Here is a 23,716-nt window from a genome sequence, read left to right as displayed (position 1 = left end):
AATTAAAACCTTTTCGACTGAAAAAGTATTAATTATCTGTAAAAGCTACGCTACTCGGTCAATTATCACTCAGTTTTATGATTGCGTGCCCGCAAACCAAACAAGAAAAGCCCTGCTGCTAGCATTGACATTAAGGCGTTAACAATAAAACCCACTCCCGATTGTGTGGAAAAAAGATAGCTGAATAGCGCACCACCAAGTAAACCCAATGTTAGCAAACCGCTATATTGCACCTTGTTGTACTTAAACATGAGGATATATCCAGGGACAACGAATAGGCACATGGCAAGACCAACGATATAAGCATTCGAAATTGCACTAAGTAGTAAGTTAAAGAACATCTCACTGCGACCGAGTGTAAAGCTGTAGTAGATACCAAGTACACTGCCCACGATCAATGGGGACAATAAAGAAAACCCTACCCCTTTGCCAACTTGTTTCATATTCAACACTCTCTACACATATTATTTATTCAACATGATAGAGTATTGTACAAGCCAAGACCCTGCACTAGCAGACTTTGGTCTAATAGGGATTTTAATCGAGTATATACGGCTGAAAATATAGCGCGGAAAAACTTGATACTAGAAACAAAAAAGCCCTCGAATTCGAGGGCTTGAAATGTGGCGGAGAGATAGGGATTTGAACCCTAGATACGCTATTAACGTATGCCGGTTTTCAAGACCGGTGCTTTCAACCACTCAGCCATCTCTCCAAAACCTAAAATTTACACACTGTGGCATAAATCAAAAATAAGTGGCGGAGAGATAGGGATTTGAACCCTAGATACGCTATTAACGTATGCCGGTTTTCAAGACCGGTGCTTTCAACCACTCAGCCATCTCTCCGCAGCGGTGCGAATAATAGAGAATCCCCCTGCGCTTGTGAAGCTTTTTTTTAAATTTTTTGACTGTTTGCGTAAATTTCGCCCCTTTCGGATAATTAGCAATCAAAATTAAGCTGTTTACTGTGTTTCTGCGAACTTATCACAATATTCAATGTCTTAAGCTAAAAGGAAACTATGATATATACAATCACATTAACAGCGATATTGATCTAGAAACCATTGCCCCAACATATAACTATTGATACTCTTGTCCGAGTTATTTTTGGGACAGCATGTTTTACTAAGGAGCTTGAATCATGGCATTCAATCATTCATACAACACTGCAAAACCGTTAATGTCGACAATGGAAACCAATAAAGTGTTGAAAAACACTTACTTCCTATTGGCTATGACATTGGCATTTAGCGCCGTAACCGCTGCAATTTCTATGACAATGGCACTTCCGCCAATTACGGGGATTGTATGTTCACTTGTGGCTTTTGGCTTGTTATTCGTAATAGGTAAAAAGGCAAATTCTTCATCCGCGATAGGTTTGGTCTTCTTGTTCACCGGTATTCTGGGTTTTGGTTTAGGTCCGATGCTCAACCATTACGCAGCATTACCAAACGGTGGTATGCTAATCGCACAAGCGCTTGGTACGACCGCGCTCATTTTCTTTGGTTTATCCGCTTATGCACTAACAACCAAAAAAGACTTCTCGTTTATGGGTGGCTTTTTAACGGTTGGTTTAATCGTGGTTATTATCTCAAGCCTAGTAAACTTGTTCATTGGATCGAGCATCGCGTTTATGGCAATTAACGCGGCAGTTGTTTTATTAATGTCTGGCTTTATCCTTTATGATACAAGCCGAATTATCAACGGCGGCGAGACGAACTACGTGCTTGCAACTGTGAGCTTGTATTTAAGTATTTATAACTTATTTACCAGTATCCTTGCCCTTTTAGGTGCGTCGGATGACTAACTCAGAATTTCTGATAAAATAAGCCCCATTACGGGGCTTTTTTATGAGTAAAATTTGAGTCAAATAGCCATATCAGTGCACTTTGGCGTAGCTGCACAATCAAAGTTAACTTTACTAGAACGGTATGTCGATGCCGCTATTAAAAGTGACCATCAAATCGCGTGTATCTTTCTATACCAAGATGGTGTTTATCACGCCAGTCAAAATATCATACACGCTTCCGATGAATTGCAACTAAACGCACTTTGGCAACGCATCAAAGATAAAGGGATCCCCCTGTTGCTGTGTGTCACCGCTGCGGAAAAGCGCGGCGTTAACATCGAAGACGTTAGCCCTTTCACCGTTGCTGGCCTTGCGGAGTTTGCCATGATCTCGAGTAAGTCTGATAAGTGGATGCAGTTTAAATGAGTAAAAACGTGTTAATTATTTCTCAAACCAGTCCATTTGACCAAAATAGTCTGAAAGAAGCGCTCGATGTCGCACTAATCTATGCAGCGATTGATCAACAAGTAAGTTGGCTTTTTACCGGTTCTGCTGTGCTATCGCTCCAGAAAGCCCTTAATGCTCCACTACTGAGTTTAAAAGACATGTTTAAGCAATTAAAAACTCTGGAAATTTATGATGTCGAGCGGGTTTATGCCTGTCAGTCAGCGATGGAGGAGTTTAACGTATCGGCACACTCCCTTGCTGTTGCTACTGAAATCAAAAATCAACATGAAATCCTTGCGTTAATCAAACAACATGACTTTGTGGTGACACTATGAGTACGCTACATATTATTTCTAGTATCGAAGCATGCAATCAGCTGCAGTTTGTATCCCATCACGACACAATTTTATTATGTAATGATGGCTGCTTTGGGCAAACGCGTATCTCAGCTGGGGATGCAAATGTGGTGATGCTGCAAACTTGCGCCAGTGCCAGAGGTATTGTCCCAGAAGCCGGAGTAAAGCTTATTTCTGACAAAGATTGGGTTGAGCTGACCATTACGATGAACAATTCAATTACTTGGTAATCATCATGCTAGAATTTAACAACCAAACTATCGAGACAGATAAACAAGGCTATTTGCTAGATCATACTCAATGGACTAAAGATTTAGCACCCCTTCTAGCCGCAGAAGAAAATATTGAGCTTTCAGATGCTCATTGGGAAGTCATTGAATTTGTAAGAAATTTTTATCTCGAATACAATACCAGCCCCGCGATCCGCATGCTGGTAAAGGCAATGGCTAAGGCACTAGGCGAAGATAAAGGTAATAGCATCTATTTATATAAGCTATTTCCAAAAGGCCCAGCCAAACAAGCAACAAAAATAGCCGGATTGCCAAAACCCGCCAAATGTATTTGATAATACTTGATAAAAAATATGAAGCTTATTACTCCATAAGCTTCATATTTAATCATAATAAGTTAAAATTAGTTTGAAGCAATTACCCCATCAAAAACTTTATCAATCATTACTTGAGCCAACCGTTCATCTATAGACAATGGTTCAGGCACTGCATAATCAATATCCACAACGCCATTGTCCGTCAATACCAACTTAGATGCTATTTGATATTTTGACAAGCTTCGTGAGCTATAGTCATAGACATAAACCTTTTCTCCTAATTGCCCCGTATGCGCTCTAATTGCTTCACTTTGTTTTTTTAAATCGGAGCACATATGACAGCTGGTTAAGACATTATATTTAGCTTGAAAACCACAGTATGCTATAAAGCTCACTAATGAGAGAAATATTAATAATAGCCCTAAAAGATATTTTTTCATATTGGCTCCTAATTAAGCATTTGGAATCAGTTCTCTTAGTACGTTTCCAACACGTTATGCTGGCTATCGTAAGCATTAAGTACTTTAAAATCCTCGCCGTCACTTTGCTCACTTTCAACCGCAAGCACATAACTTCCATCGGTAAACACTAATTTATGAAGGAGCTTTAAATCTACAAGTTCATTGGTATCCATATCCAAAATATCTCTAATTGAAATTAGCAAAGGCTTGATACGACTTTTTAGATTAACAATAATTTCCTTATTTAAGCTACTTCTCATCGCCGATGTTAAGATAAAGTCATTTGCATTATCCTTGCTCCAATCCCCTTCAACCTGATGAGCTGCTATCAAGTAGGGTGATTCGCTCAAATAGCTACCATAATTCAAGCTTTCCAGAAATAATGATTCTAGTGGTTCAAGCGCCATTGACTCTTTTTCAGTTAATGAAAGTACTCTGTATTGCGGTATGTAAACTTGCTCACCCTCAACACTCGCTTTATCATGATAAATTTCGACCTTGCTCAAGTTTCTATTTACAAAATCATAAATAAAAACAATGCCATTATTGCCTATGCCTAATATTTCTATTGCAACACTTCTAGCCTCAATATCTTGGCATCCATGGCAACCACCTAATAATCTAAATTGATTACTACTCATTTTCTCTGTGCTTGAATGGCAAATAAAACTGAAAAACAAGATAAATACAAATGAGATCTTAAAGTTAATATTCATAATTATTCCTTTTTATATAATATTAATGAGTTACAAAGTCACTGACTAACTACAAGACGCTAAGCAGGTCATCCGACTATTGTCAGAGGAAATAGTGCAACTCGTCTTTATTCTCGGGCAAGAACGAGACAATTCAGCTTGTCGCATTCTTAGGCCTAGCTCTGACATATACTCTTTGAAATTTTCATAACGAGCCCATTGCCTATGCTGATAATACTGTGGTGTATTGGGGGGCGTGACAGGGATGGTGTTGCCGTCTCCATCTTTAACTTCAACTATGTTATAGGTTTGTCTATGTAGGTTAGGTTCAACTTTTACGTATGAGCCATCTGGAAAAATTATATTAAAATCAAATTTCTCTGAAAAGATCGCAAATCTTTTTATGTTAAGAGCAGAAGTAATCCTATTTACTAAGGTTGAAACTCTATTATATCCAAGCCGAAAGTGCGTATCAAATAATTCATCTCGCATTTGTGAACTCCGAACAAAGTCATAAGCGTTGTTACCATAGGGACTTGAGCTAACAACTATATCAGTATGGAGAGAGCCTCGGTTAACTTCATAGGTTAATGAGCGCTCTTTAAAATCATTAAAGACTTGAACAATATTTTGCCCATACTCTCTTTCTCTAGATGATAATACTTCAGCTCTCACTCTTTTTTTGGGACTCGCAGGGTAGGGTCAACTTGGATCCACTCATAATATACATAATACTTTTTAAGTGTTCTTGCTGGGTAATTAAATACGAAAATAGTGCCACTTTCCCCAGGTTCCCATGCGTTTTTAGCGGCAGATTGACTATAGCTTTCGCTACATCCATGGCAGGCTGTCATATTATGTTTAAGATCAGTGTTTAGTTCAGAATTAGCCTGAGCATTACAGCTGAAGACTAAGGCAAAAGCAAAGTAGATTATAAAATCATTTATTCCAAATGTTCTTTTCATATATTTATCCTTAAATATTTACTTTAAAACCAAATCAAGGATAGTTTAAAAAACAACCAAAATCAACATTAATAAAAAGAGAATTTTAAATATTTTAGATTATTATATTTTAAACAACAATATAATTAAGATAGAGATTTCAACTCAGTGTGACGGTGCCTGATTAATCTCAACCTAAACTTCGCTATATACTAGTGAAAAAAAGAAACAGGCGCCTATATAGTTGCTTTTCGGGCTAATGAAAAAGTGCGCAAACTGGGGGAAGTTTAAGCAAATTGCGCACATAGAACAGGCGCTAAATGCGAGGCCGAGAAAATTCCTAGGGCTTAGGCAATCAGCCGTGATATTTCGATGAATTACGCAAAGCAGCCTAATTTAACGAGAAGTACGCTTCGGGCTTGAATTCACGAGTACATAACCTGTTTGAAAAATAGCAACGCTATACAAAGCTATTTATAATTTAAAAAGCCTAAAACCTTAGACGATTTTAGGCTTTTTAAGCTATTCTTAACTATATTACTTCGTATACGCTCTTGGCATATCAGAATCTGTCGTATATCTGTCTCTTAGTTTATCGTGGCGTGACTCGGTAGACACTTCCTCGCCATTGATCCAGATCTTATCAATTGTAGTGCTAAATTCAAAAGGATCTGCGCTCCACATCACAATATCTGCGCGCTTGCCAACTTCTATTACACCACCATCAATACCAAGCGCAGCCGCTGGATTTGCAGTAATTGCCTTTAATGCGCCAGCATGGCTCATACCATTTGCTACAGCAATACCTGCATCAAAACGCAGCTGGTAAACATTGTGACTTCCATCACCACCAATGGACAAAATAACTTTCACCCCGGCTTTTTCTAGCTTTCCAGCATTATCAAGGCTTGCGTGCATAGAATCAAAACTAGAGGGTAAATTTGACACCGCACTGAGGATAACTGGCACGTTAGCTTTAGCTAACTCGTCAGCGACTAATACAGCATCATTAGCACCTTTAATGATTAGATCAAGGCCAAACTGCTCCTTAACTTTAATCACTTCTAATATATCTGAAGCTCGTGATACCGAAGCAATAACTGGCATTTCGCCCGCTAACACTTGAGTTAACACCTGCTCTTCAGCGGTTGGTTTAGCTTTGTCTTTATCATCCTTTTTATTTTGCTTTTCTTGGTGCGACGCAAGTTTTTTGACGACATTATCTAATGACTTTGCACGAGACCCTTCGCTTTTGGCACCCAAGTGAATAACTAAAGCGCTTTGCCTATCAGTTACGCTATCAAACGTACCCGATAAATCAACCACAAAGCCAAGCCCTGCGAATTCACTTTTGCCACCCCAAGGCGTAACTAAGTTTTGTGTAACACCACCCTTTCTTGCGTACGCGATCAAGCTACTACGAGGGTTAAATGCAGTACTTGCATCAAAGTCTATACCAGCTGCGTCATCACCGGCGTCCCGAGAGGCTGCGACTGCCCCCACCTCAACCAAACCTAGTTGGTTCATGGAGCCGATAAACCCTGGCGTGATAATTTTACCACTGGCGTCAATCGTCACATCAGCATTTATGTTATTTGGATTAATCGCTTTTATTTTACCGTTTTCAATTAGTAGCGTGGCCCCCTCAATCACCCCTTCAGCCGTCGCGGTGTGTAGAGTAGCATTTGTAATTGCAGTGACTTCTGCAAATGCAGCCGAATGAGCAAGTAAAGCGCTAGTGATCATGGCTAATTTCATGGTTTTCATCTCATCAACTCCTTACTTTTGACCTAACATAAAGTCACTAACTGCTTGGTATTTTTCATCGTTGCGGTCATAAACTTTGCCACCATCTATAAATACCTGCTCTGCTTGAGAATAAACACTAAAAGGATTCGTGTTCCAGATCACCACATCGGCCTGCTTACCCAGCTCAAGCGATCCAGTTTTGTCTTGGATCCCAAGAGATTTTGCTGCATTGGCAGTGATCCATTTGATAGCATGTTGCTCACTAATATTGAAGCCTGACTGATTAGCTGTATTCATCACTTTTGATGCTTCATGATTTAGGCGCTGGATAGTTGTACCTGAATCTGAGTGAACCACTGCACAAGAGTTCTTCACTGCATCAACAATAGCAACATTCTCCTGAACCATATCGTACGCTTCCATTTTGAAGCCCCACCAATCTGGCCAAAGTGCCGCACAGTTACCATTTTCAGCCAAAAGATCAGCAACTTTATATGCTTCAATACCGTGATGGAATGTCCCTGCGTGATAACCAAACTCTTTTGACAAGTCGATCATCATGGCCATTTCTTCAGCTTTATAACAATGGTTATGAATTAAAATCTCGCCGTCTAACACTCCACGTAAGGTATCAAGTTTGATATCACGTTTCGGTGCATCTGGATTCAAGCCAGCAGCATATTCTGCTTCATATTGTTCCCAAGCGCGCTTGTATTCACCGGCTTCAATCCACGCTTCTCGATAGCCAGCCATATTACCCATACGAGTATACGGTGCGACGCCCTTTGATCCATATACACGCTTAGGGTTTTCACCACATGCCATTTTGAGGCCGTAAGGTGCATCTGGAAACTTCATCGCTTGCATTGTTGGTGCTGGCACATTTTTCAATGTAACCCCTCTACCCCCAAATAAATTGGCTGAGCCTGGTAAGATCTGTAATGTAGTAATCCCCCCTTCCCGAGCTCGGTTAAACCCGGGATCCTGAGGCCAAACAGAATGTTCGACCCAAACTTGTGAGGTATTTGGGTTAACTATCTCGTTACCATCACTGTGTGACTCTACACTGGGGCTAGGGTAAGCACCAAGATGTGAATGCACGTCAATAATGCCGGGCGTGACCCACTTACCTTGTGCATCTATTGTGGTATCAGCTGTGACGGACAAATCTTTGCCAACTTGTTGGATTTTCCCGTCAACAATAAACACATCACCTTGCTCAATCTTATCACCAGTCCCCGTTAACACAGTTGCATTAGTAATTAAAGTGGATCGTGAAGGTACTGCTTTATACGTGCTCGGATAGGGATTTTTTTCTATTGTTACTTTTTCTTTCTGAGGGCCGTTGTCCTGACAACCCATCAGCGCAGCGGCAATACCAGCTACAACTATGGAGGGAGTATATTTAACCATTTTTGTCATCTCTATTGTTTTTTTGTGACTTTAACTTGTACACCACTAATTTACGCAATTATGCGCTTTAGTGACAAGTAATTACGACGAACGCCCCTTATTATAACGTATGTTTTGACATTCGGGAGAGACAAAATCTAACCATTGATCTGGAATGTAAATTAACGTCAGTATTGACACGTTTTGACATATTTCCGTCCATTGGTTAAAAAATCGCATGCTTTTGTGAGATGCCGCATTAATTAAATGTAAATATTTTTATTTTGATAAAAAAACTTTTCCAAATATGACGGAGTGGATAAAAAAATACCTTTTAAAACAGGGAAGTAAAAAACAAATACACACTTGTAATACTCTATTACATTCCGAATTACTTGATTTACAGCATTCACGAGGATCTTTGGCAATACTAACTAGGTGTCCAAGAGATAGCCAAGGAGCTAATCATGAAACTGTTCAATTTAGTATGTCTTACTTCACTTTTTGCTGCCGCAAGCGCATCAGCTGCTAATTTCAGTCCCGCAGACGACTCGGTCGCCACCAAAGTATGTATGTCTGTCGTTAAAGACAACAAGCTACATCTACATAACACACTAAAAAGTAGCCGTTTAGATAAGCGTATCATTGAAGACAAGCTACACTGTAACGATCTTCCTGTCGGCGAATTTGCAGCCACCTATGGCTTCAATACTGTAGCAAAGTATTTAGGTGCTGATGAAAATGTAAAAACGAGCATCAAAGACATTGCAAAAATCTCTGACAAAACCATACATGTCTCCGGCTCAAGGTAATCACTAAGCCGGCGACCCTAAGTTAGCAATTAGTATCCAAGGCGTAGATACCCTGACTACGCCTTTATCATTATCCCCAGAAAACTGCGATGACTTGAGCATTAACCCATTGAATAGGTCAAACTAACGCTGTTAGTAAACCAAACGATCCACCGAAAACACCACCCCAAACTACGAGCCAGCCTAAGTGTGTTTTAATCATATTTTGTATAATCTCCTTCACCATCTTAGGAGTCAGTTCGTTCAGTCGTTCATCTACTGCCGTTTCAATCGTCTTGTGAATGTCATCTCCCATTAGTCCAGCACTCAAGGCTTCGCTAACAGCAGCGTCAAACTCGGGTTGTTCACCAAGCTCAATAATAGCGACGCGCATTTTCTCAATAAATGGTTCCCTCAGTGGCTGGACGGCTTCTGTACCACCGAACATCTGTAACATTGCACCAAATTGAGAGGCCTCTATCACGTTGAGTAATCTGTCGAATGCAGGGTTTAGGTCAACTTTGTTCGCTATTGGAGTTAAATCGAATTTGGGATGTTCATTACTTAAAAATTTTTCTAACTTTTCTTTGCTGAAAAACTCACTCAAAATAAGTTCTCGAATAGATGCTTTAAACGACTCAAACTTTATCGTGATAATCCCCGATCCGTATAGGAATGGTACCTTTTCGAATAACATATGTATCGCCAACCAATTTGTCATCGCTCCTGATAACGCAAATAGCCCTATTGAAAACACCACATCCTGCTGCCACACTAGGCCGCATACTGTGATGACCGCCGCAGTCAAATTGGTAATGATATTTTTATTCAATGTACTTCCTTTGGATAAAATCGCTTGACCGATATTCTATTTTTTTTATAAAAAAGCCTCAAGTATTTGTGATCTTGAGAATTTCAACCATATTTTAAAGTAAGTGGCTCTGTTGGATCTTACTTATGTGGAACAAGGTCAACCAACAAATCTCTGAATCTCTTCATGAAACATTTGAACTGTCTTCAAAACAGACACTTAAAAGCTATGGCTCTAAAAAGCTATACAAAATTTCTAACCAGCATCATCAATTTCTGGTGAAGGTGGCTCCCATACAAGCGCTTGAGCGTTTTGAGTGTGAAGTAAACAACAGAGAGAAGCTCATTCGCGATTCGGACTTTTTAATCGCAGACACCATTACCCTCGGTACCAGTGTAGAATTTTGCTTTTTGGTATTAGAGTGGCTAGAACTTGATCATCGTAACGAAAATTGGCTTGAATGCGGTGAAAACCTAGCAAAGCTGCATCAACGTCACGAGCAAGAGATGTATGGACTGGAAGAAGATAACTATATCCATGAGCTACCTCAACCAAATCAGTGGCACAAAAAATGGGAAGTATTTTTCGCCGAGGAAAGAATCGGCTGGCAGCTTCAATTACTCGCTGAAAAAGGCGTTGTATTGACCGATATAGATACGTTTGTAGAGCACCTCAAACCGTTATTGCCACATCATGTCGCGCCCTCATTGGTTCATGGTAACTTTTGGCATGGCAATATTGGTTTCAGTGAGCGCAAGCCAGTGTTGTTTTCACCGGCTTGCTATTATGGGGATAGGGAGATCGATATCGCTACGGCTTCTTTATTTGCCCCACTCCCAGAGGCATTTTATCAAGGTTATAGTTCAATCTACCCACTTGCTGACAATGCGTCGCAAAGGTTAGCAATTTATAGGCTATACCCACTGTTAGTTCAAGCTAACCTATTTGCTGGCAAATACCTACGGGATGCCGCAGAGCAGGTAAATGCAATACTCAAGTAATTGCCATATTTTCGTCATAATGAACTATAATTAGTTGGAGTACATCTTGGCCAATATTTGTGGGGGGCCAATGAAAAATCTATACCAGCAACGTATCGAATGCCCGCACTGCGGGCACCATATTTTCGTTAGCCTAGATACCAGTGAAGGTGATCAAGACTACTATGAGGACTGCGCAGCATGCTGTAGCCCAATACATCTAAATATGCATCTCGATCATTTGCATAACAAACTTGAGTTAAGAGTTGATAGCGACGATGAGCAAATATTCTGAGTAACTTAAAGTGTAGGCTCAAAGATACGGACTCGCTTGCTTAAGATTTCTGTTTTGAAGCGAGAAAGTCTTGTCGACAATAAAGCTTTCCCTAAAACTCTCGGGCTAGATAAGAAGGTAAAGCAAGTTGTGCCCTGACAGTAAAGAGGTAGAGCACTCCTTCTCCAAACTTCTGGTTAAATAAATGTTTATCGCAATCCGCGTCAGATTCATTCCTTGATATTGAGCAAGTATAAAGCCTAGTTGGTTTCGTATCGTCAGCAAAAGTCAAAAAAGCGAAACACCCACGACACCATTTAATCGCTAACATGCTCCAGCAAGGACTGCTTTTTCATGTAATTTTCTACGGTATTTATTATCGTGTAGGTTTGCTGGTCGACCTCAATATTAACAGTATCATTCTCACTACAAGTACCTAAATTGGTTAGCGCCAATGTTTCTGGTATTAGGTGAAGCCAAAAGCCATGTTTGTCCACTTCCCCTACTGTAAGGCTCGCCCCATTTACTGCAATAAAGCCTTTATACATAACATATTTTAGCCATGCTTGCGGTAGAGCAATGTGCATTTTTACATTGCCAGCACTGCGTTTAATCACGCTAATATGACCAGAAGTTTGAATGTGCCCTGAGATAATATGTCCGCCAAGCTCTGTGCCAAATGTCATTGAGCGCTCGAAATTAACCTGCTCTCCTCGCGTAATATTGCCTAGGTTTGTTAACGTTAACGTTTCATCAATCACATCGAAGCTAACCTGACCGACCACATCATTGTCTAATCGTTCAAAGTGCACTACGGTGAGGCAACATCCATTAATCGCAATACTTGCACCTAATGTGAGTTTATCTAAATACTTGCTGCCAACAGACACCACTAGCCTGACTAGGTTTGCTTCTCGTTTGGCTGATACAACTGTCGCTTTGGTTTGAACAATTCCAGTAAACATATCTACCCTCATGATTTCAGAAACTGGATTGTAACTAAATCAACTGAAAAGGTGTACTCAATATCCACATGATATTTTACCTCCAGTTAGTTTAACTTGGATCGCAGCCCAGACTAGAAAGCAATTAAGCCTTCTGATATCAACCGCATGTATTAAACCGCAAAGTTTTGCTATATGTCTTTTGCTAAAATAAAATAACGTTTTATTCCTCAAGCAGTACCGCATCATGAATTTCTCAACTTGGGAAGCTAGACGTTTGTTACAGTTGGCTATCCCCGTTTTTCTTGCACAAGTAACTTTAGTACTCATGACCGTTGTAGATACTATGATGGCAGGCCAGGTAAGCGCTGAAGACCTCGCCGCTCTTTCCATAGCGACGGGTGTTTGGAACCCTTTAATATTCAGTTTGCAAGGTATTTTGCTGGCATTAACGAGCATAGTGGCACACTGTCATGGTGCTAATGACCAAGCTGGCATAAAACAGTTTTTTCAGCAAAGTATGTATTTATCTTTAGGGCTGTTTTCTATCGGGATCTTAATTGCTAATTATACGCCAGTTGTTTTTAGCAACATCGGTGCTAGTGACAACGTGCAAGGTCTCGCACAAGGTTACATCGATTTTGTTAAATGGGGACTCTTAGGCTTTTTAGTATTCACAGTTTATCGCAACGTAACAGAAGGTGTAGGACAGACCAAACCCGCATTCTATATCAGTGTCGTGGGGCTTGGTATCAACATCATTGCGAACTACATCTTTATTTACGGAAAATTTGGCGCGCCAGCCCTCGGTAGCGCTGGGTGTGGTTTAGCCACCACAATTGTGCTGTGGTCTATGGCAATCGTACAGTGGCTTTACAGCCTAAAAAGTAAACATATTCCAGGTAAGGCTCTGATTACTGGGTTTTCCAAGCCAAGTCTATCGGTCATGAAGTATATTGCCGCACTTGGCTTTCCCATTGCCCTAGCAACGTTTTTTGAGGTCACGCTGTTCGCTTGTATTCCTTTATTTATTGCGGATTTAGGCTCAATAGCTGTCTCCGGTCATCAGATTGCAGCAAGTGTAACCACCATGTTGTTCATGATGCCTCTTAGTTTATCTATGGCTATCGCTATACGTATTGGAAATTTAACTGGACAAGGGGCAACAGCCAACCTTCGAGTTGCAATAAAAACAGCCTTTACTTTGGCAATCTTAATTGCACTATTTGTCGCGGTGGTGACGTATATAAGTAGAGATAGTATTGTGTGGCTATATACGAAAAATGAGGAAGTTGCTGCACTTGCGACCAGTATTATGGTTTTAGCCTGTTTGTATCAATTACCAGACGCGTTACAAGTCTCTGCAAACGGCGTGTTAAGGGGATTAAAATACACCAAGCCAATATCGTGGGTAACATTTATATCTTATTGGTTAATTGGATTTTCTCTGGGGTACATATTGGCAAAGACAGACTGGATAACAACAGCGATGGGGCCACAAGGGTTTTGGATTGGTATCATAATCGGGTTGAGTACCGCAGCGGTGTTGCTGGTGACATGCGTGAATAAGAGGGTGAGTTTTGAAATTAGCAAAGCAAATACTTAGTCTAATTATCATATTACTTGTGACTGCTTGCTCAAAGCAGCCGTCGGATACGTTTGCAGATTATCAAAGTAGACTTGCTTCAGCCAGTGATATTGAAGTGGTTAAGCCTCAACCACTTCATAACATTGACATACAAACAGTATCTCAGCCGCAAAGCGAGCTGAGCATTTCTGTTTTAGATATTGCCCAAACTGGGCATTGTAAAATAACGAACTTAATTGCAGCTCAGAACAACCAATTAGGGAAAGTAAGTTATCCGAGTGAGCGATTAAAGTATACCATTGAGTTCCTTCAGCATGCTCCCGACTGCATTACTCATCCCAAAACCAAAAAAGAACTCAGCCAAATCTTGATCCAAGCTCTGGCAGAAAAGCGAACGCAACTGCCTTTGTTTTTTCTACATATGATGACTAATGAAAAAGAGCTCGCAAGCCTTGGGTTATTAACTACCTTAGAGATCCCACCAGAACCAACTGCACTAATGGGCGACACATTAGCGGCTGTTAATATACTCGCTGATGTGGCTGTCAATATAAATGATCCCGATCAGATTGCAGCAACCACCATAACTCCTGCATTAAAAATATTATCTCACCGATTTATATCGTCACTTTTGACCAGTTTACGTAAACAAACACAGTTCAATACCGCTGCCACTTTACAAATGAAAAATCTCAAGCTAGAAGAAGGCGTGTGTCGCAAAGGGAGTAACAGAAAACAGGCACAGATTATTAGTAATGTTTTCTCTAAGTACTACCTGAACGATATACAGCCATATCAAGCAATGTTAACATCAATAACACAGCAGCTCATCCGAGACTGGCAACCTATTCAGGTAGTGTTTGAAAAACATGGCATTTCTGATCCACTCATGCTGCAATCGCATTTAGACGAACTCAAAGCTTCTGCTAAAGCGCACGTCATTTGGTGGCAAAACTTTTATAAACTGTGTGAAATAACACCATCATGAACAAAAAAAAGGCAAACAATCAAAAAATTAGGAAAGGCGCTTGATCCAACCGCTCAGTCACTATATATTACAACGCGTTGACAGGGATTCCCCTGATAAACGTCAGTACGACCGTAGCTCAGTTGGTTAGAGCACCACCTTGACATGGTGGGGGTCGGTGGTTCGAATCCACTCGGTCGTACCAAAAACACCTCAAAAAATTGTACAACCGTAGCTCAGTTGGTTAGAGCACTACCTTGACATGGTAGGGGTCGGTGGTTCGAATCCACTCGGTTGTACCAAAACTCAAAAAGTCTCAATATATCAAATCCTTCCTTATCTCCATACAAATTTTTGTAAAATATATGTCTATTAGAATATTTCATTAGCAATATTTTTAAAAAAGGAACAAAGTAATACCAATTTTTTAATTAAGAAGTCGATATAACATCGCTAGGCACTTCAAGGAAAGAAAAATAAATGGATAGGTATACAGTGTATGATGGGTTAAGGGGTTGGCTTCTTATCATTATTACCTGTAATCATTTATATGGTAATTTCATTCCACAGATCACCCGAGCACCATTAGGACTTGTGTCTGCAGCCGAAGGATTTGTTTTCTTGTCAGGCTTTATTGCTTACTTGGTTTACTCACGATACAGCGAAGACAGCGCTAAACTCAAGACTAAAATTTGGCGGCGTTGTTGGACTATCTATAGCTTTCATATATTAGCTATCACGTTAACCTTTACGTTAGTCGGAATATTTCCGATATACGTATCACAATGGTCAGGATTTTTTAACGCAGCGAACTGGTTTGTCAGCCCCACGCAGAGCTATTTTTTAGCCTTGCTATTGTTAGAGCAACCGGGCTACCACGATATTCTAGTATTGTATTTAGTCCCTATGATCTTACTTCCTTTTGCTATTAGAGCCATCAAACGAGGGAATGCGACTAGGGTTGCAGCCATCACCGTCTTTATTTGGTTGATGTCTCAATTTGTAACTATGCAGTGGTTTACACCGTTGCTTGAGCTATTAGGTTTAGATGTATCAACGAATGTTAGCTACTTTAACCCCTTTTCATGGCAAATTTATTTTTATATGGGTGTCCTCCTTAGCTACTTAAAATATGATAAGAATATAAAGTTTAGCTTTCCCTTGGGCATTAAAGTTTTTCTACTTTCGTTGCTCGGAACTATAGTCGTCATTAAACACACGGCTCCTGAGTTAATGCAGCCGTACGTCTATGGTAGCGGTAGCGCTTCGCTCGTATACCAATTCAACTTATTGCTTGTCATCTATCTCTTTATGTTGTTAATGCGTAGTGTCCCTTTTGTCTTTACGTTGAAATATCCAGTTTTTTTAGGGCAACATGCCCTACCCGTCTTTAGTTTTCATACCATTGTTATTTACTTTTTACAGCCTTTCAGCCAGCCATATACATTAGCATATTGGTATTGGGATCTGCTCACTTGCTTATTTTTTCTGGCGCTACTTGCTCTACCCGCCAAGATGGACCAAATATGGCAGGCAAGCAACCTAAGAAACCAATTTATTCAGTGGTATCGGTTACCAAGTTAACTAACCCACACTTTGGCTATACGATAAAAGCTGATTGGTATTAGCATACTCTTACAACGACTTTACCTCGATTCAGATTTTGCTCTAAAAGCTCATGTGCTTGTTCAATATCATCCCAGTGTAGAGTTTTGTATATCGGGATCTGCATCTCAGGCTCTGCAAGTCGACTGCTAAACATGGAGGTAAAACTGGCAACTAATTCTGTTTTGTATGCGATTGAACGGTTTCGAAGTGTGCTACCGTGTAGGTTAAATCTCTTTGCTAACACTTTTGCGAAGTCTAGCTCTGCGTATCTTCCACCCAGCATTGCCAATAAGACACAACGGCAGTCCATTGCAGCAACTTTTAGGTTGGCTTTAAGATAATCACCAGCTACGGGGTCTAGTATTACGTTTGCCTTTAAATTACGTTTTTTCATTTCTTCAGCAAAGTCAGACTCAGAATAGTTAATCGTATGATCTGCACCTAAGGAGATAGCATACTGGGCTTTCTCTTCACTGCTTTGGGTAGTTACCACTGTAGCACCAATATGTTTGGCGATCCGAATGGCTGCACTGCCAACTCCAGATGCTCCACCATGGCAAAGCAGCACATCATCTGCTTTTAATTGACCTACTCTTATTAGCGCATCAAATGCCGTCAGGTATATCTCAGCGAGTCCTGCACTATAGCTATGACACATACCTGAGGGGACAGGGATAAGTAAAGCGGCCTCCGCAACCACATATTCTGCATAAGCACCACCTGAGGTTAAACAAAAGACATCTTTCCCCAACAAGTGTTCAAATGCCCGATCAGCAACTTTAACTACAACACCTGACGCCTCCAAGCCTAATATTTCGCTATCCCCTTGAGGTGGCGGATATTTACCTTGACGTTCAAGAATATCGGCACGATTAACACCAAAAGCATGTACTTTGATTAAAACTTGAGTGCCCATGGGAACTGGTGTATCTGTGTACTTATTTTGAAATTTGGAAGATGCGTGACAAATGTAACGCATCTTAGCTGGGATTAATCGACTTTTTTCCATACTTCCCTTTCAACAAACTTACCATCTTCATAAAGCTCATGATGCCACAGTTTCCCATCAACTTTATAGTTGAATGACATAGTTCTTCCTAGTAAAGAAGGAATATTCCCATACTCGTACGTTTCAATAAATTGATCGCCTTCTAGCTTATAGCTACCACCCCCCGCATACTTAAACTCGCCTCGACTTTGAGTGATATAACTATGATGAGTTTCTGTGATAAGTTTGGTCGATGTTAATTCGGGAGCTTTTGCGGTGATACGGCCATTTGGCGTTGCATATTCCCCTTCGACAAATTCCCACGTCCCAAGTAATGGGTTTGATAAGGCAGCAGTACTAACCATGAGTATAACTAATTTCATTAAATTTCCTTGGTTGATGTTTTGTATAGTTTTACACAATAGACTGTTCAGTTCAGTTGAGATAATCTCAACTGAACTATTCAAGTGAACCTTTGCGTTAGTGCTAACCAAAAAGCGATAAACATGAGATTTTATATTTTATTTGCGCTGGCCTGCATTACAAATAATGTAGGTGCAACACACATTGAATTAATGTATTCAAGCTGGCTAAGTAATACAGATCAGAAGCACATCAACACTTGGGTTTCGCACAGTATAGAGGCCACTGAAAAGACATTGGGCGCTTTGCAGCAAACCAAACTCAACATTACGGTTGAGCCTGTTTTCTTAGCTTCCGAGCCAGTACCTTGGGGGGCAATAAAGCGAGGGAAATATGACTCAGTGGAGTTACATGTTAAACGTTTCACTTCTAGTGAGGTATTAATTAAAGATTGGACTATTTATCATGAAGTTGCCCACCTCTATCATCCATTACTAGATTATCCTGACTTTTGGCTAGCCGAAGGGTTAGCCACTTACCTACAAAATATCATCATGCTTGACAATGCTGTGTTTGACATCGATGAATTTAACTTACGACTACGCTCGGGATTAAAGCGTGGCAGAGACAATACCAAGGCGGTACCGGGCACTTTATCATCTGTCAGCGAAAACATGTGGTCTTTGAACGCGCAGCAGCGAGTGTACTGGAGTGGAGTCGCCTTTTTTATAGAGGCAGATTTGGCACTATCTACAAAGGGGAAATCAGAGTCTGTCAGAACGTTGATTGCACAATTTCAACGCTGCTGCAAAATGACACACCCTTCAGGACAAAGGCACAGTGCTCAACTATTTATTGCACACCTTGATCGGCTATCTAAAACGACTATTTTTTCTAACCTTTATGCCAGTTACAAACTTAGACGCGATTTTCCAATCATAAGTTCATCTCAGCTAAATGCGCTCCAGCCACTGCGCTAGCATGTTCACGCTTGTTCACTTTTTTGTTTCCCAGATTCAATTGCGCGAGTCATCGCACCTAGCAAATCATGCAACTGAGTATCTATATTTTGTAACTGTTTATTTTTCAACTTTTCATCAAGTTGATGGGCAATTTTATGTATATCAATACAGTCAAACATGGCAGCCGTGCCTTTGATTGCATGTACCGTCTTCGCTAAGGCCTCGTAATCTTGATACTTAGCTTGGTTCTTAATTTGTATGATTTGTTCATGTAATCCCGATACATATTGTTGTTTAAGCTGATTAAACTCAGCTTCTGGCAGGTCAAGCTCTTCTTCTACTTTAATATCCAGATAGTGCGCTATTTTTTGACTAAAGATAAGTCTATCAATTGGCTTTGCAAGGTGATCGCTAAAACCTAACTTCAAATAACGATCGATTTCATGCTGCATGGTGTTGGCGGTAAGTGCAATCACTGGTGTACTGCCCCCTGTCGCTTGAATAAAGCTAAACGCTTGTTCACCATCCATAACCGGCATCTGAATATCAAGCAGAATAAGATCAAATTCGTTGTCCAGCACCGCTTGTACTGCAAGTTGACCATTTTCCACAGCAGTAACTGATAATCCCATTCTTTCTAAGATCCGTTTGATCAACTTACTGTTATCGGTATTATCCTCCGCGAGTAACACCTCTCCTTTTAATGCCTGAGTAATTTCTTCTGGCACCTTGATATGCTCTCGTACATCCCCAATTTGTGCTAAGCTTTCTACCCACCTAGTTCTCTCCGTCGTATATAGCCCTAACGACAATGTAAATGCTGTGCCCGAGCCGACCTCACTTTCAACAAAAATATCTCCATCTAACTTATTCGCGAGACTCTTTGAAATGTTTAATCCAAGCCCAGTTCCTCCATACTTTCTTGAAGTAGAAGAATCAGCTTGGTAAAACGCACTAAATAACTCCTTTTGTTCATCTGCGGTCATTCCTATCCCAGTGTCACGCACCGTGATCAGTAACCTTTCATTTTGGCACGCAACATCGATTGAGATTTTCCCAACCGTGGTAAACTTCATGGCGTTAGAGGTTAAATTAAGCAAAATTTGGCGCAACCGCGTGGGGTCTATTACAACAAAATCAGGTAATGGGAAATGATAATTTAGTGCAAATTCCAACCCTTTATCTCTTATCTGCTTACCCAGTAGAGAGTCCACATGTGCAATCGCCTGAAAGAGATTAGATTCAACCAATTCAACTTCAAGTTTATTCGCTTCAATTTTAGACATGTCTAAAATATCATTTATCAAGCCTAAAACATGTCTCGAGTTTTGCAAAATAACTGATATTGCATGATTCCGCTCATGAGGTTTTATATCTCCAAGCATAATGCCATCGGCATAACCTATAATGGAAGTCATAGGAGTTCTAATTTCATGGCTCATATTTGCCAGAAAACGGCTTTTTGCCTCACTCGCATCTCTAAGTTCTGCAGCGACCTGTTCTAACTCATAAGTGCGCTTCAGGACTTTTGCTTCTAGGTTTTTGTTTAGCTCAATATTCTCCTCACTGGTGATCCTAAATTTATCAGCAACGGCAAAAGCCAATAAAAGTGCATCTAGTGCCGAGCCTATCAGCCCATACAAATACAAATTGCTTGATGACTCAGGAAGTAAACTGAGATTAGTAAAATTACCAATCATATTTGGCACAGCCATAGCAACATAAGCAAAAACAAAATAGCGTGCGGGTTGAAACCCTTCAGACCACCGCTTTACCCCAACAAATAAACCAAAACACATTGCAAGACCAGTCACTAAGGTTGCCCAAATAAAGCCAAACCCTGGAAAAAGAATGCAAAATGGTAAACCCAATGCAGCTATCACCCCCAACCAAATTGAAATTGAAACATAGTTTGGATGGGCATCTTTAAGCTTTAATAGGTGTATGTAAAACAGTGCGTTAGTAAGCGGTGCAAGTGCAAAGCCCAACCAATGAAGATTAGCTGAGTAAAACCCAAACAATTGGTCTGGTACGTGAAAAAAATGACTCCATGCAAACACCCAAACACAAGTAAATAGCGCGTAATAAAGGTGGGTAATATCTTTCGATCCGATATAAATAAGTAGATTATATAACCCCAGCACAATGCCAACCCCAAAGCAGAGTGTCATTATTAAGTTTTCATATACGATTTTGCGTTCAAAGTCCCTGAGCGGCTCAATAGTCAGCTTGACGGGTGTATAGAAAAAATCGCTCTCAAATAGAGTAATAATATAATATTCTTGGTTAGGCTCTAGATGAATTTGGTTTCCATAGTGAAATGCAAACTCGTTTTCGACCACACCGCCGGAAAATACACTGATAACAGATTGGGGCGTGTATATCCGAGACTCAATTTTGCTCAGCACGGTGTTGTAGGGATATAACACAAACTCACTAAGTGGACTTTGATTCTTCACTTTAGTCACTAAAAAATACCGACCTGAAAATAAAGCTCTTTTCTCAAAAGGTTGTTGAGTGGATTCCCAAGTCTGTATCTCATCCCAATTCTGAGGAAATCGGGTGCTAGATGCTGCCTCATAGATGCGCCCAATATTGTGAAGGTTTTGGTAATGCCAAGGTTGTGAAAGTGTCAACGATGTTTGATCAGCAAAACAGGCTCCCGAAAACCAAAAAATACAGAGCAAAATAGATAAAAAGCGCATGCTAACGGGCATCCCTTTTCTATGAGCTGCTTTCTTTTCACCTAATTTGCGCAATTTTATACCTCAAAAATCTAATTACTATTTTTCCACGAATTAAAACTTAAAAGTGGTAGGTAACATCGAGTCCAATTCTTCTTCCTTCCCCTTTAAAATCTTCAAGCATGCCTATAAAGCTACTTAAGTCGAAGATTAAATGACTATATTCTTTATCAAGAAGGTTTTTACCCCACACTCCAACTTGCCACTTATCATATTTGAACTGTAAATTAGCATTCCACAGAATATAACTCGGCTGAGAGGCGTATAGCGACTCATTTTGATCGAAATAGTATTCACTTTGATAATCAAAGCCAACTCTCGCTTTTACTCCGACAGAGTTCCAACTAAATTTATGCTCAGCATGGCCTGCAATATTCCATTTGGATGTGAAAGGGAGCCGATTGTCTGTTAAGGCGACTCCGAGTGGATCCACAAACTCTTCAAAGTTAGCCTCTGGAATATAACCAACATCTAGTGAAACCTGAGTTTGTTTCGACACGCCCCAAGTGTTTTCTAGCTCAACTCCATAAATAGTCGACTTGCCCACGTTTTTTAATAGTTGATAAGGGGGCGCTCCAGGGATCTCTGAGGCTTGATTCATAAAAACCTGTTGATCTTTATAATCATAATAGAAAGCCGCAAAGTTAGTGCGTAGGTCAATCGGTTCGAACATTAACTTTGCGCCCAGCTCATGCGCAATCAGCTTTTCTGGTCCGTAGCTAGCTCGTAAAGCAGCCGAGCGAGACACCAAGAAACCACCATTGTATCCACCACTTTTCACCCCATTTGCAAGGCTATAATACAAGCTTTTAGTTGATTCGAGCTTATGGATCACGGAGAATTTACCTGATAGGTTGGTATCCGATGTTTCACCTTGTATGTCGTATGAAGGAATTAAGATCCCAGCAGTGTTGTCGCCAAATGGGATGTTCATGTAGGAAAAAGTATCGTAGTCGACTTTTTCATCACTATACCTCAAGCCCAATAATAGCGCGGTTTCCTCACTCAGCCTGTACTCATACTGACCAAAAATTGCATGCGAGGAGATCTCTATATCGTTATCATAGTAGAAAGTTGCTGCACTCGAGCCGTTTTCGGTTCCTCGTAAGTCGCGTAAAAGATCATTGTAGTTATCTTGGTAAATACGCTCTTCAAGTTGAAATAAACCCAGCGTTAAAAACCCACGTGAACTGCCTTGCTCATATCGCAGTTCATTAGTTAACTTTTCAGTTTTTAGCCCTAACTCTCCCTCGCATAGTGAAAAAATACTACCATCGCAATTAAACCCATGTATGCGATCCAACCGATTAAAAGCGCTCAAATATACAAGTTGCGACTGTTCAGCCAGTTGATAAGTTAACTCTCCGGTGAGCCCTTTGCTCACGCTGTGATGTTGCTGATAGTTATTCACTCTTACAGCCCAAAAATCGTCGCTGCCGCTATTAAAGCCAAATAGATCGACACAATTACTGCTGCCAAGCTGTGAATAGGCGCATCTCGTTCCATCAGCAGGGTTTGCGTAAATACCAATGTTACCAACTGGCTGTACCAAACCATTCCAATGACCATAATCAGCCTTTATGAAAAGGCTAAAATCGTCAAATTCACCAAAATAACTTAACCGAGCATCATTTTGTTCCATACCAGCTTCAGGAAAGCGATCATCAAGATTGTATGTGGTGTAATCGTACTTTTTGTGGCTTCCGGCAAACCTCATCGCACTATCGTTAGTAAGACTCAGATTGATTACTGTCGAGGCACTTGAAAGGGAGTCAGAGCCAATCCCGGCGGTAAGATAAGCATAATCGCCATCCTCAGGACGCTTAGTCCTTAGCAAAATAGCACCACCTGTCGTGTTGCGCCCAAACAGCGTCCCTTGTGGCCCTTTCAATACCTCTATTTGCTCCATATCAAATAGATTAATGATTTGATTATTTGCAGAGCCAACAGAAATTCCATCAAGATATAAACCAATGGGAGAAGTATTCGCGGTGTTATAATCAACCAGTCCCACCCCTCTTATGTTTATCGCAGGTGGTGTACCCTCTGCCGCGTTTTGGCTAATTTTTACATTAGATACGAGGCTTCCAAGCTCAGTTGTATCTTTCACCGCGGCATCTTTGATTAGACTGCCAAAAATAGGTTTGACGGCAATCGCAACATCATTAATGGATTGCTTTCTTTTCTGTGCATAGACTTCGATTATTTCGATATTTTCTGCTTTGGCACTTGCCTCTGAAGAGATAGCAAAAAGTAACGCAAGAGTAACCGTGTTCATCAGCACATTTGAATGTGGCATAGTTTTAATCCCTAG

The 23,716-nt window shown here is 40.5% G+C and carries 24 protein-coding genes, 4 tRNA genes and 1 pseudogene; 15 read left to right on the top strand and 14 right to left on the bottom strand.

The window, feature by feature from the left end:
* Nucleotides 1-65: 65 nt before the first annotated feature.
* The 3 genes from F9Y84_RS05565 to F9Y84_RS05555 form a co-directional block, all read right to left on the bottom strand.
* Nucleotides 66-443 carry a hypothetical protein gene (locus F9Y84_RS05565; protein ID WP_128731326.1) on the bottom strand — a complete coding sequence of 126 codons (378 nt, stop codon included), beginning with the start codon at nt 441-443 and terminating at the stop codon, nt 66-68.
* Nucleotides 444-624: 181 nt separating this feature from the next.
* Nucleotides 625-715, bottom strand: a tRNA-Ser gene (locus F9Y84_RS05560).
* A gap of 42 nt (nt 716-757) precedes the next feature.
* Nucleotides 758-848, bottom strand: a tRNA-Ser gene (locus F9Y84_RS05555).
* Nucleotides 849-1,143: 295 nt separating this feature from the next.
* Here F9Y84_RS05555 and F9Y84_RS05550 point away from each other — a divergent pair.
* The 5 genes from F9Y84_RS05550 to F9Y84_RS05530 are packed head-to-tail and all read left to right on the top strand — an operon-like array spanning nt 1,144 to nt 3,159.
* Entirely contained in the window at nt 1,144-1,809 is a 666-nt protein-coding gene (locus F9Y84_RS05550; RefSeq protein WP_128731325.1) for a Bax inhibitor-1/YccA family protein, read from the top strand.
* A 54-nt stretch (nt 1,810-1,863) separates the two neighbouring features.
* Complete coding sequence (gene tusD / locus F9Y84_RS05545) at nt 1,864-2,217, top strand: sulfurtransferase complex subunit TusD (protein ID WP_128731324.1); 354 nt, start codon at nt 1,864-1,866, stop codon at nt 2,215-2,217.
* Nucleotides 2,214-2,573 (top strand): DsrE family protein, encoded by a 360-nt coding sequence (locus F9Y84_RS05540; protein ID WP_147389887.1) that lies wholly within the window; start codon nt 2,214-2,216, stop codon nt 2,571-2,573. Before tusD ends, F9Y84_RS05540 begins: the two co-directional genes overlap by 4 nt.
* Nucleotides 2,570-2,824 (top strand): DsrH/TusB family sulfur metabolism protein, encoded by a 255-nt coding sequence (locus F9Y84_RS05535; RefSeq protein WP_128731322.1) that lies wholly within the window; start codon nt 2,570-2,572, stop codon nt 2,822-2,824. The genes F9Y84_RS05540 and F9Y84_RS05535 overlap by 4 nt, the downstream gene beginning before the upstream one ends.
* A gap of 5 nt (nt 2,825-2,829) precedes the next feature.
* Entirely contained in the window at nt 2,830-3,159 is a 330-nt protein-coding gene (locus F9Y84_RS05530) for a TusE/DsrC/DsvC family sulfur relay protein (RefSeq protein ID WP_045989037.1), read from the top strand.
* A 68-nt stretch (nt 3,160-3,227) separates the two neighbouring features.
* Here F9Y84_RS05530 and F9Y84_RS05525 read toward each other — a convergent pair whose 3' ends face one another.
* The 3 genes from F9Y84_RS05525 to F9Y84_RS05515 form a co-directional block, all read right to left on the bottom strand.
* A complete protein-coding gene (locus tag F9Y84_RS05525) occupies nt 3,228-3,581 on the bottom strand; it encodes a hypothetical protein (protein ID WP_128731320.1) in 354 nt (117 codons plus the stop codon).
* Between the two features lie 35 nt (nt 3,582-3,616).
* On the bottom strand, nt 3,617-4,318 hold the full coding sequence (locus F9Y84_RS05520; RefSeq protein WP_147389888.1) for a hypothetical protein: 702 nt from the start codon (nt 4,316-4,318) through the stop codon (nt 3,617-3,619).
* Between the two features lie 650 nt (nt 4,319-4,968).
* Complete coding sequence (locus F9Y84_RS05515) at nt 4,969-5,262, bottom strand: hypothetical protein (protein ID WP_147389889.1); 294 nt, start codon at nt 5,260-5,262, stop codon at nt 4,969-4,971.
* Between the two features lie 268 nt (nt 5,263-5,530).
* Between F9Y84_RS05515 and F9Y84_RS22610 the strand changes: the two are divergent.
* A pseudogene (locus F9Y84_RS22610) lies at nt 5,531-5,636 on the top strand (IS30 family transposase); the annotation flags it as partial.
* A 142-nt stretch (nt 5,637-5,778) separates the two neighbouring features.
* On the opposite strand, the gene F9Y84_RS05510 reads toward F9Y84_RS22610, so the two are convergent.
* Together F9Y84_RS05510 and F9Y84_RS05505 are read right to left on the bottom strand one after the other, a co-directional pair.
* Nucleotides 5,779-7,008: an amidohydrolase family protein gene (locus tag F9Y84_RS05510; RefSeq protein ID WP_128731317.1), complete on the bottom strand. Its 1,230-nt coding sequence runs from the start codon at nt 7,006-7,008 to the stop codon at nt 5,779-5,781.
* Between the two features lie 12 nt (nt 7,009-7,020).
* Nucleotides 7,021-8,403 (bottom strand): amidohydrolase, encoded by a 1,383-nt coding sequence (locus tag F9Y84_RS05505; RefSeq protein ID WP_147389906.1) that lies wholly within the window; start codon nt 8,401-8,403, stop codon nt 7,021-7,023.
* 446 nt (nt 8,404-8,849) lie between these two features.
* On the opposite strand from F9Y84_RS05505, the gene F9Y84_RS05500 reads away from it, so the two are divergent.
* Nucleotides 8,850-9,194 (top strand): DUF3718 domain-containing protein, encoded by a 345-nt coding sequence (locus tag F9Y84_RS05500; protein ID WP_128731315.1) that lies wholly within the window; start codon nt 8,850-8,852, stop codon nt 9,192-9,194.
* A 118-nt stretch (nt 9,195-9,312) separates the two neighbouring features.
* Here the strand turns inward: F9Y84_RS05500 and F9Y84_RS05495 are convergent, their stop codons facing one another.
* Entirely contained in the window at nt 9,313-10,005 is a 693-nt protein-coding gene (locus F9Y84_RS05495; RefSeq protein WP_147389890.1) for a DUF445 domain-containing protein, read from the bottom strand.
* Between the two features lie 125 nt (nt 10,006-10,130).
* On the opposite strand from F9Y84_RS05495, the gene F9Y84_RS05490 reads away from it, so the two are divergent.
* Nucleotides 10,131-10,985 (top strand): fructosamine kinase family protein, encoded by an 855-nt coding sequence (locus F9Y84_RS05490; RefSeq protein ID WP_147389891.1) that lies wholly within the window; start codon nt 10,131-10,133, stop codon nt 10,983-10,985.
* Nucleotides 10,986-11,055: 70 nt separating this feature from the next.
* Complete coding sequence (locus F9Y84_RS05485) at nt 11,056-11,259, top strand: CPXCG motif-containing cysteine-rich protein (RefSeq protein ID WP_125252704.1); 204 nt, start codon at nt 11,056-11,058, stop codon at nt 11,257-11,259.
* A gap of 296 nt (nt 11,260-11,555) precedes the next feature.
* Here the strand turns inward: F9Y84_RS05485 and F9Y84_RS05480 are convergent, their stop codons facing one another.
* Complete coding sequence (locus F9Y84_RS05480) at nt 11,556-12,203, bottom strand: riboflavin synthase subunit alpha (RefSeq protein ID WP_147389892.1); 648 nt, start codon at nt 12,201-12,203, stop codon at nt 11,556-11,558.
* A 226-nt stretch (nt 12,204-12,429) separates the two neighbouring features.
* Between F9Y84_RS05480 and F9Y84_RS05475 the strand changes: the two genes are divergently transcribed.
* From F9Y84_RS05475 to opgC, 5 genes are all read left to right on the top strand, one after another.
* Nucleotides 12,430-13,788, top strand: a complete 1,359-nt coding sequence (locus F9Y84_RS05475; RefSeq protein ID WP_147389893.1) for an MATE family efflux transporter — start codon at nt 12,430-12,432, stop codon at nt 13,786-13,788.
* Nucleotides 13,763-14,758 (top strand): DUF3080 family protein, encoded by a 996-nt coding sequence (locus F9Y84_RS05470; RefSeq protein ID WP_147389894.1) that lies wholly within the window; start codon nt 13,763-13,765, stop codon nt 14,756-14,758. Before F9Y84_RS05475 ends, F9Y84_RS05470 begins: the two co-directional genes overlap by 26 nt.
* A gap of 107 nt (nt 14,759-14,865) precedes the next feature.
* Nucleotides 14,866-14,942 (top strand) — tRNA-Val (locus F9Y84_RS05465).
* 20 nt (nt 14,943-14,962) lie between these two features.
* A tRNA-Val gene (locus F9Y84_RS05460) sits at nt 14,963-15,039 on the top strand.
* A gap of 178 nt (nt 15,040-15,217) precedes the next feature.
* The gene (gene opgC / locus F9Y84_RS05455) at nt 15,218-16,321 is read left to right on the top strand and encodes an OpgC domain-containing protein (protein ID WP_147389895.1); all 1,104 of its coding nucleotides are present in this window, start codon (nt 15,218-15,220) and stop codon (nt 16,319-16,321) included.
* Nucleotides 16,322-16,361: 40 nt separating this feature from the next.
* Here the strand turns inward: opgC and F9Y84_RS05450 are convergent, their stop codons facing one another.
* Both F9Y84_RS05450 and F9Y84_RS05445 read right to left on the bottom strand, forming a co-directional pair.
* Nucleotides 16,362-17,354: an NAD(P)H-quinone oxidoreductase gene (locus F9Y84_RS05450; protein ID WP_147389896.1), complete on the bottom strand. Its 993-nt coding sequence runs from the start codon at nt 17,352-17,354 to the stop codon at nt 16,362-16,364.
* Nucleotides 17,336-17,716, bottom strand: a complete 381-nt coding sequence (locus F9Y84_RS05445) for a hypothetical protein (RefSeq protein ID WP_128731565.1) — start codon at nt 17,714-17,716, stop codon at nt 17,336-17,338. The genes F9Y84_RS05450 and F9Y84_RS05445 overlap by 19 nt, the downstream gene beginning before the upstream one ends.
* 123 nt (nt 17,717-17,839) lie before the next feature.
* Here F9Y84_RS05445 and F9Y84_RS05440 point away from each other — a divergent pair, with 123 nt between their 5' ends.
* Entirely contained in the window at nt 17,840-18,676 is an 837-nt protein-coding gene (locus tag F9Y84_RS05440) for a hypothetical protein (protein ID WP_147389897.1), read from the top strand.
* A 5-nt stretch (nt 18,677-18,681) separates the two neighbouring features.
* On the opposite strand, the gene F9Y84_RS05435 is transcribed toward F9Y84_RS05440, so the two are convergent.
* On the bottom strand, nt 18,682-21,375 hold the full coding sequence (locus tag F9Y84_RS05435) for an ATP-binding protein (protein WP_373865582.1): 2,694 nt from the start codon (nt 21,373-21,375) through the stop codon (nt 18,682-18,684).
* Nucleotides 21,376-21,463: 88 nt separating this feature from the next.
* Entirely contained in the window at nt 21,464-23,701 is a 2,238-nt protein-coding gene (locus tag F9Y84_RS05430) for a TonB-dependent receptor (protein ID WP_147389898.1), read from the bottom strand.
* Nucleotides 23,702-23,716 lie beyond the last annotated feature (15 nt).

It is taken from the genome of Pseudoalteromonas peptidolytica, from assembly GCF_012641745.1.
GTDB classification, from domain to species: Bacteria; Pseudomonadota; Gammaproteobacteria; order Enterobacterales; family Alteromonadaceae; genus Pseudoalteromonas; species Pseudoalteromonas peptidolytica.
Note: the sequence above shows the minus strand (reverse complement) of the source record. Positions and strands in the feature narration are given on the sequence as shown.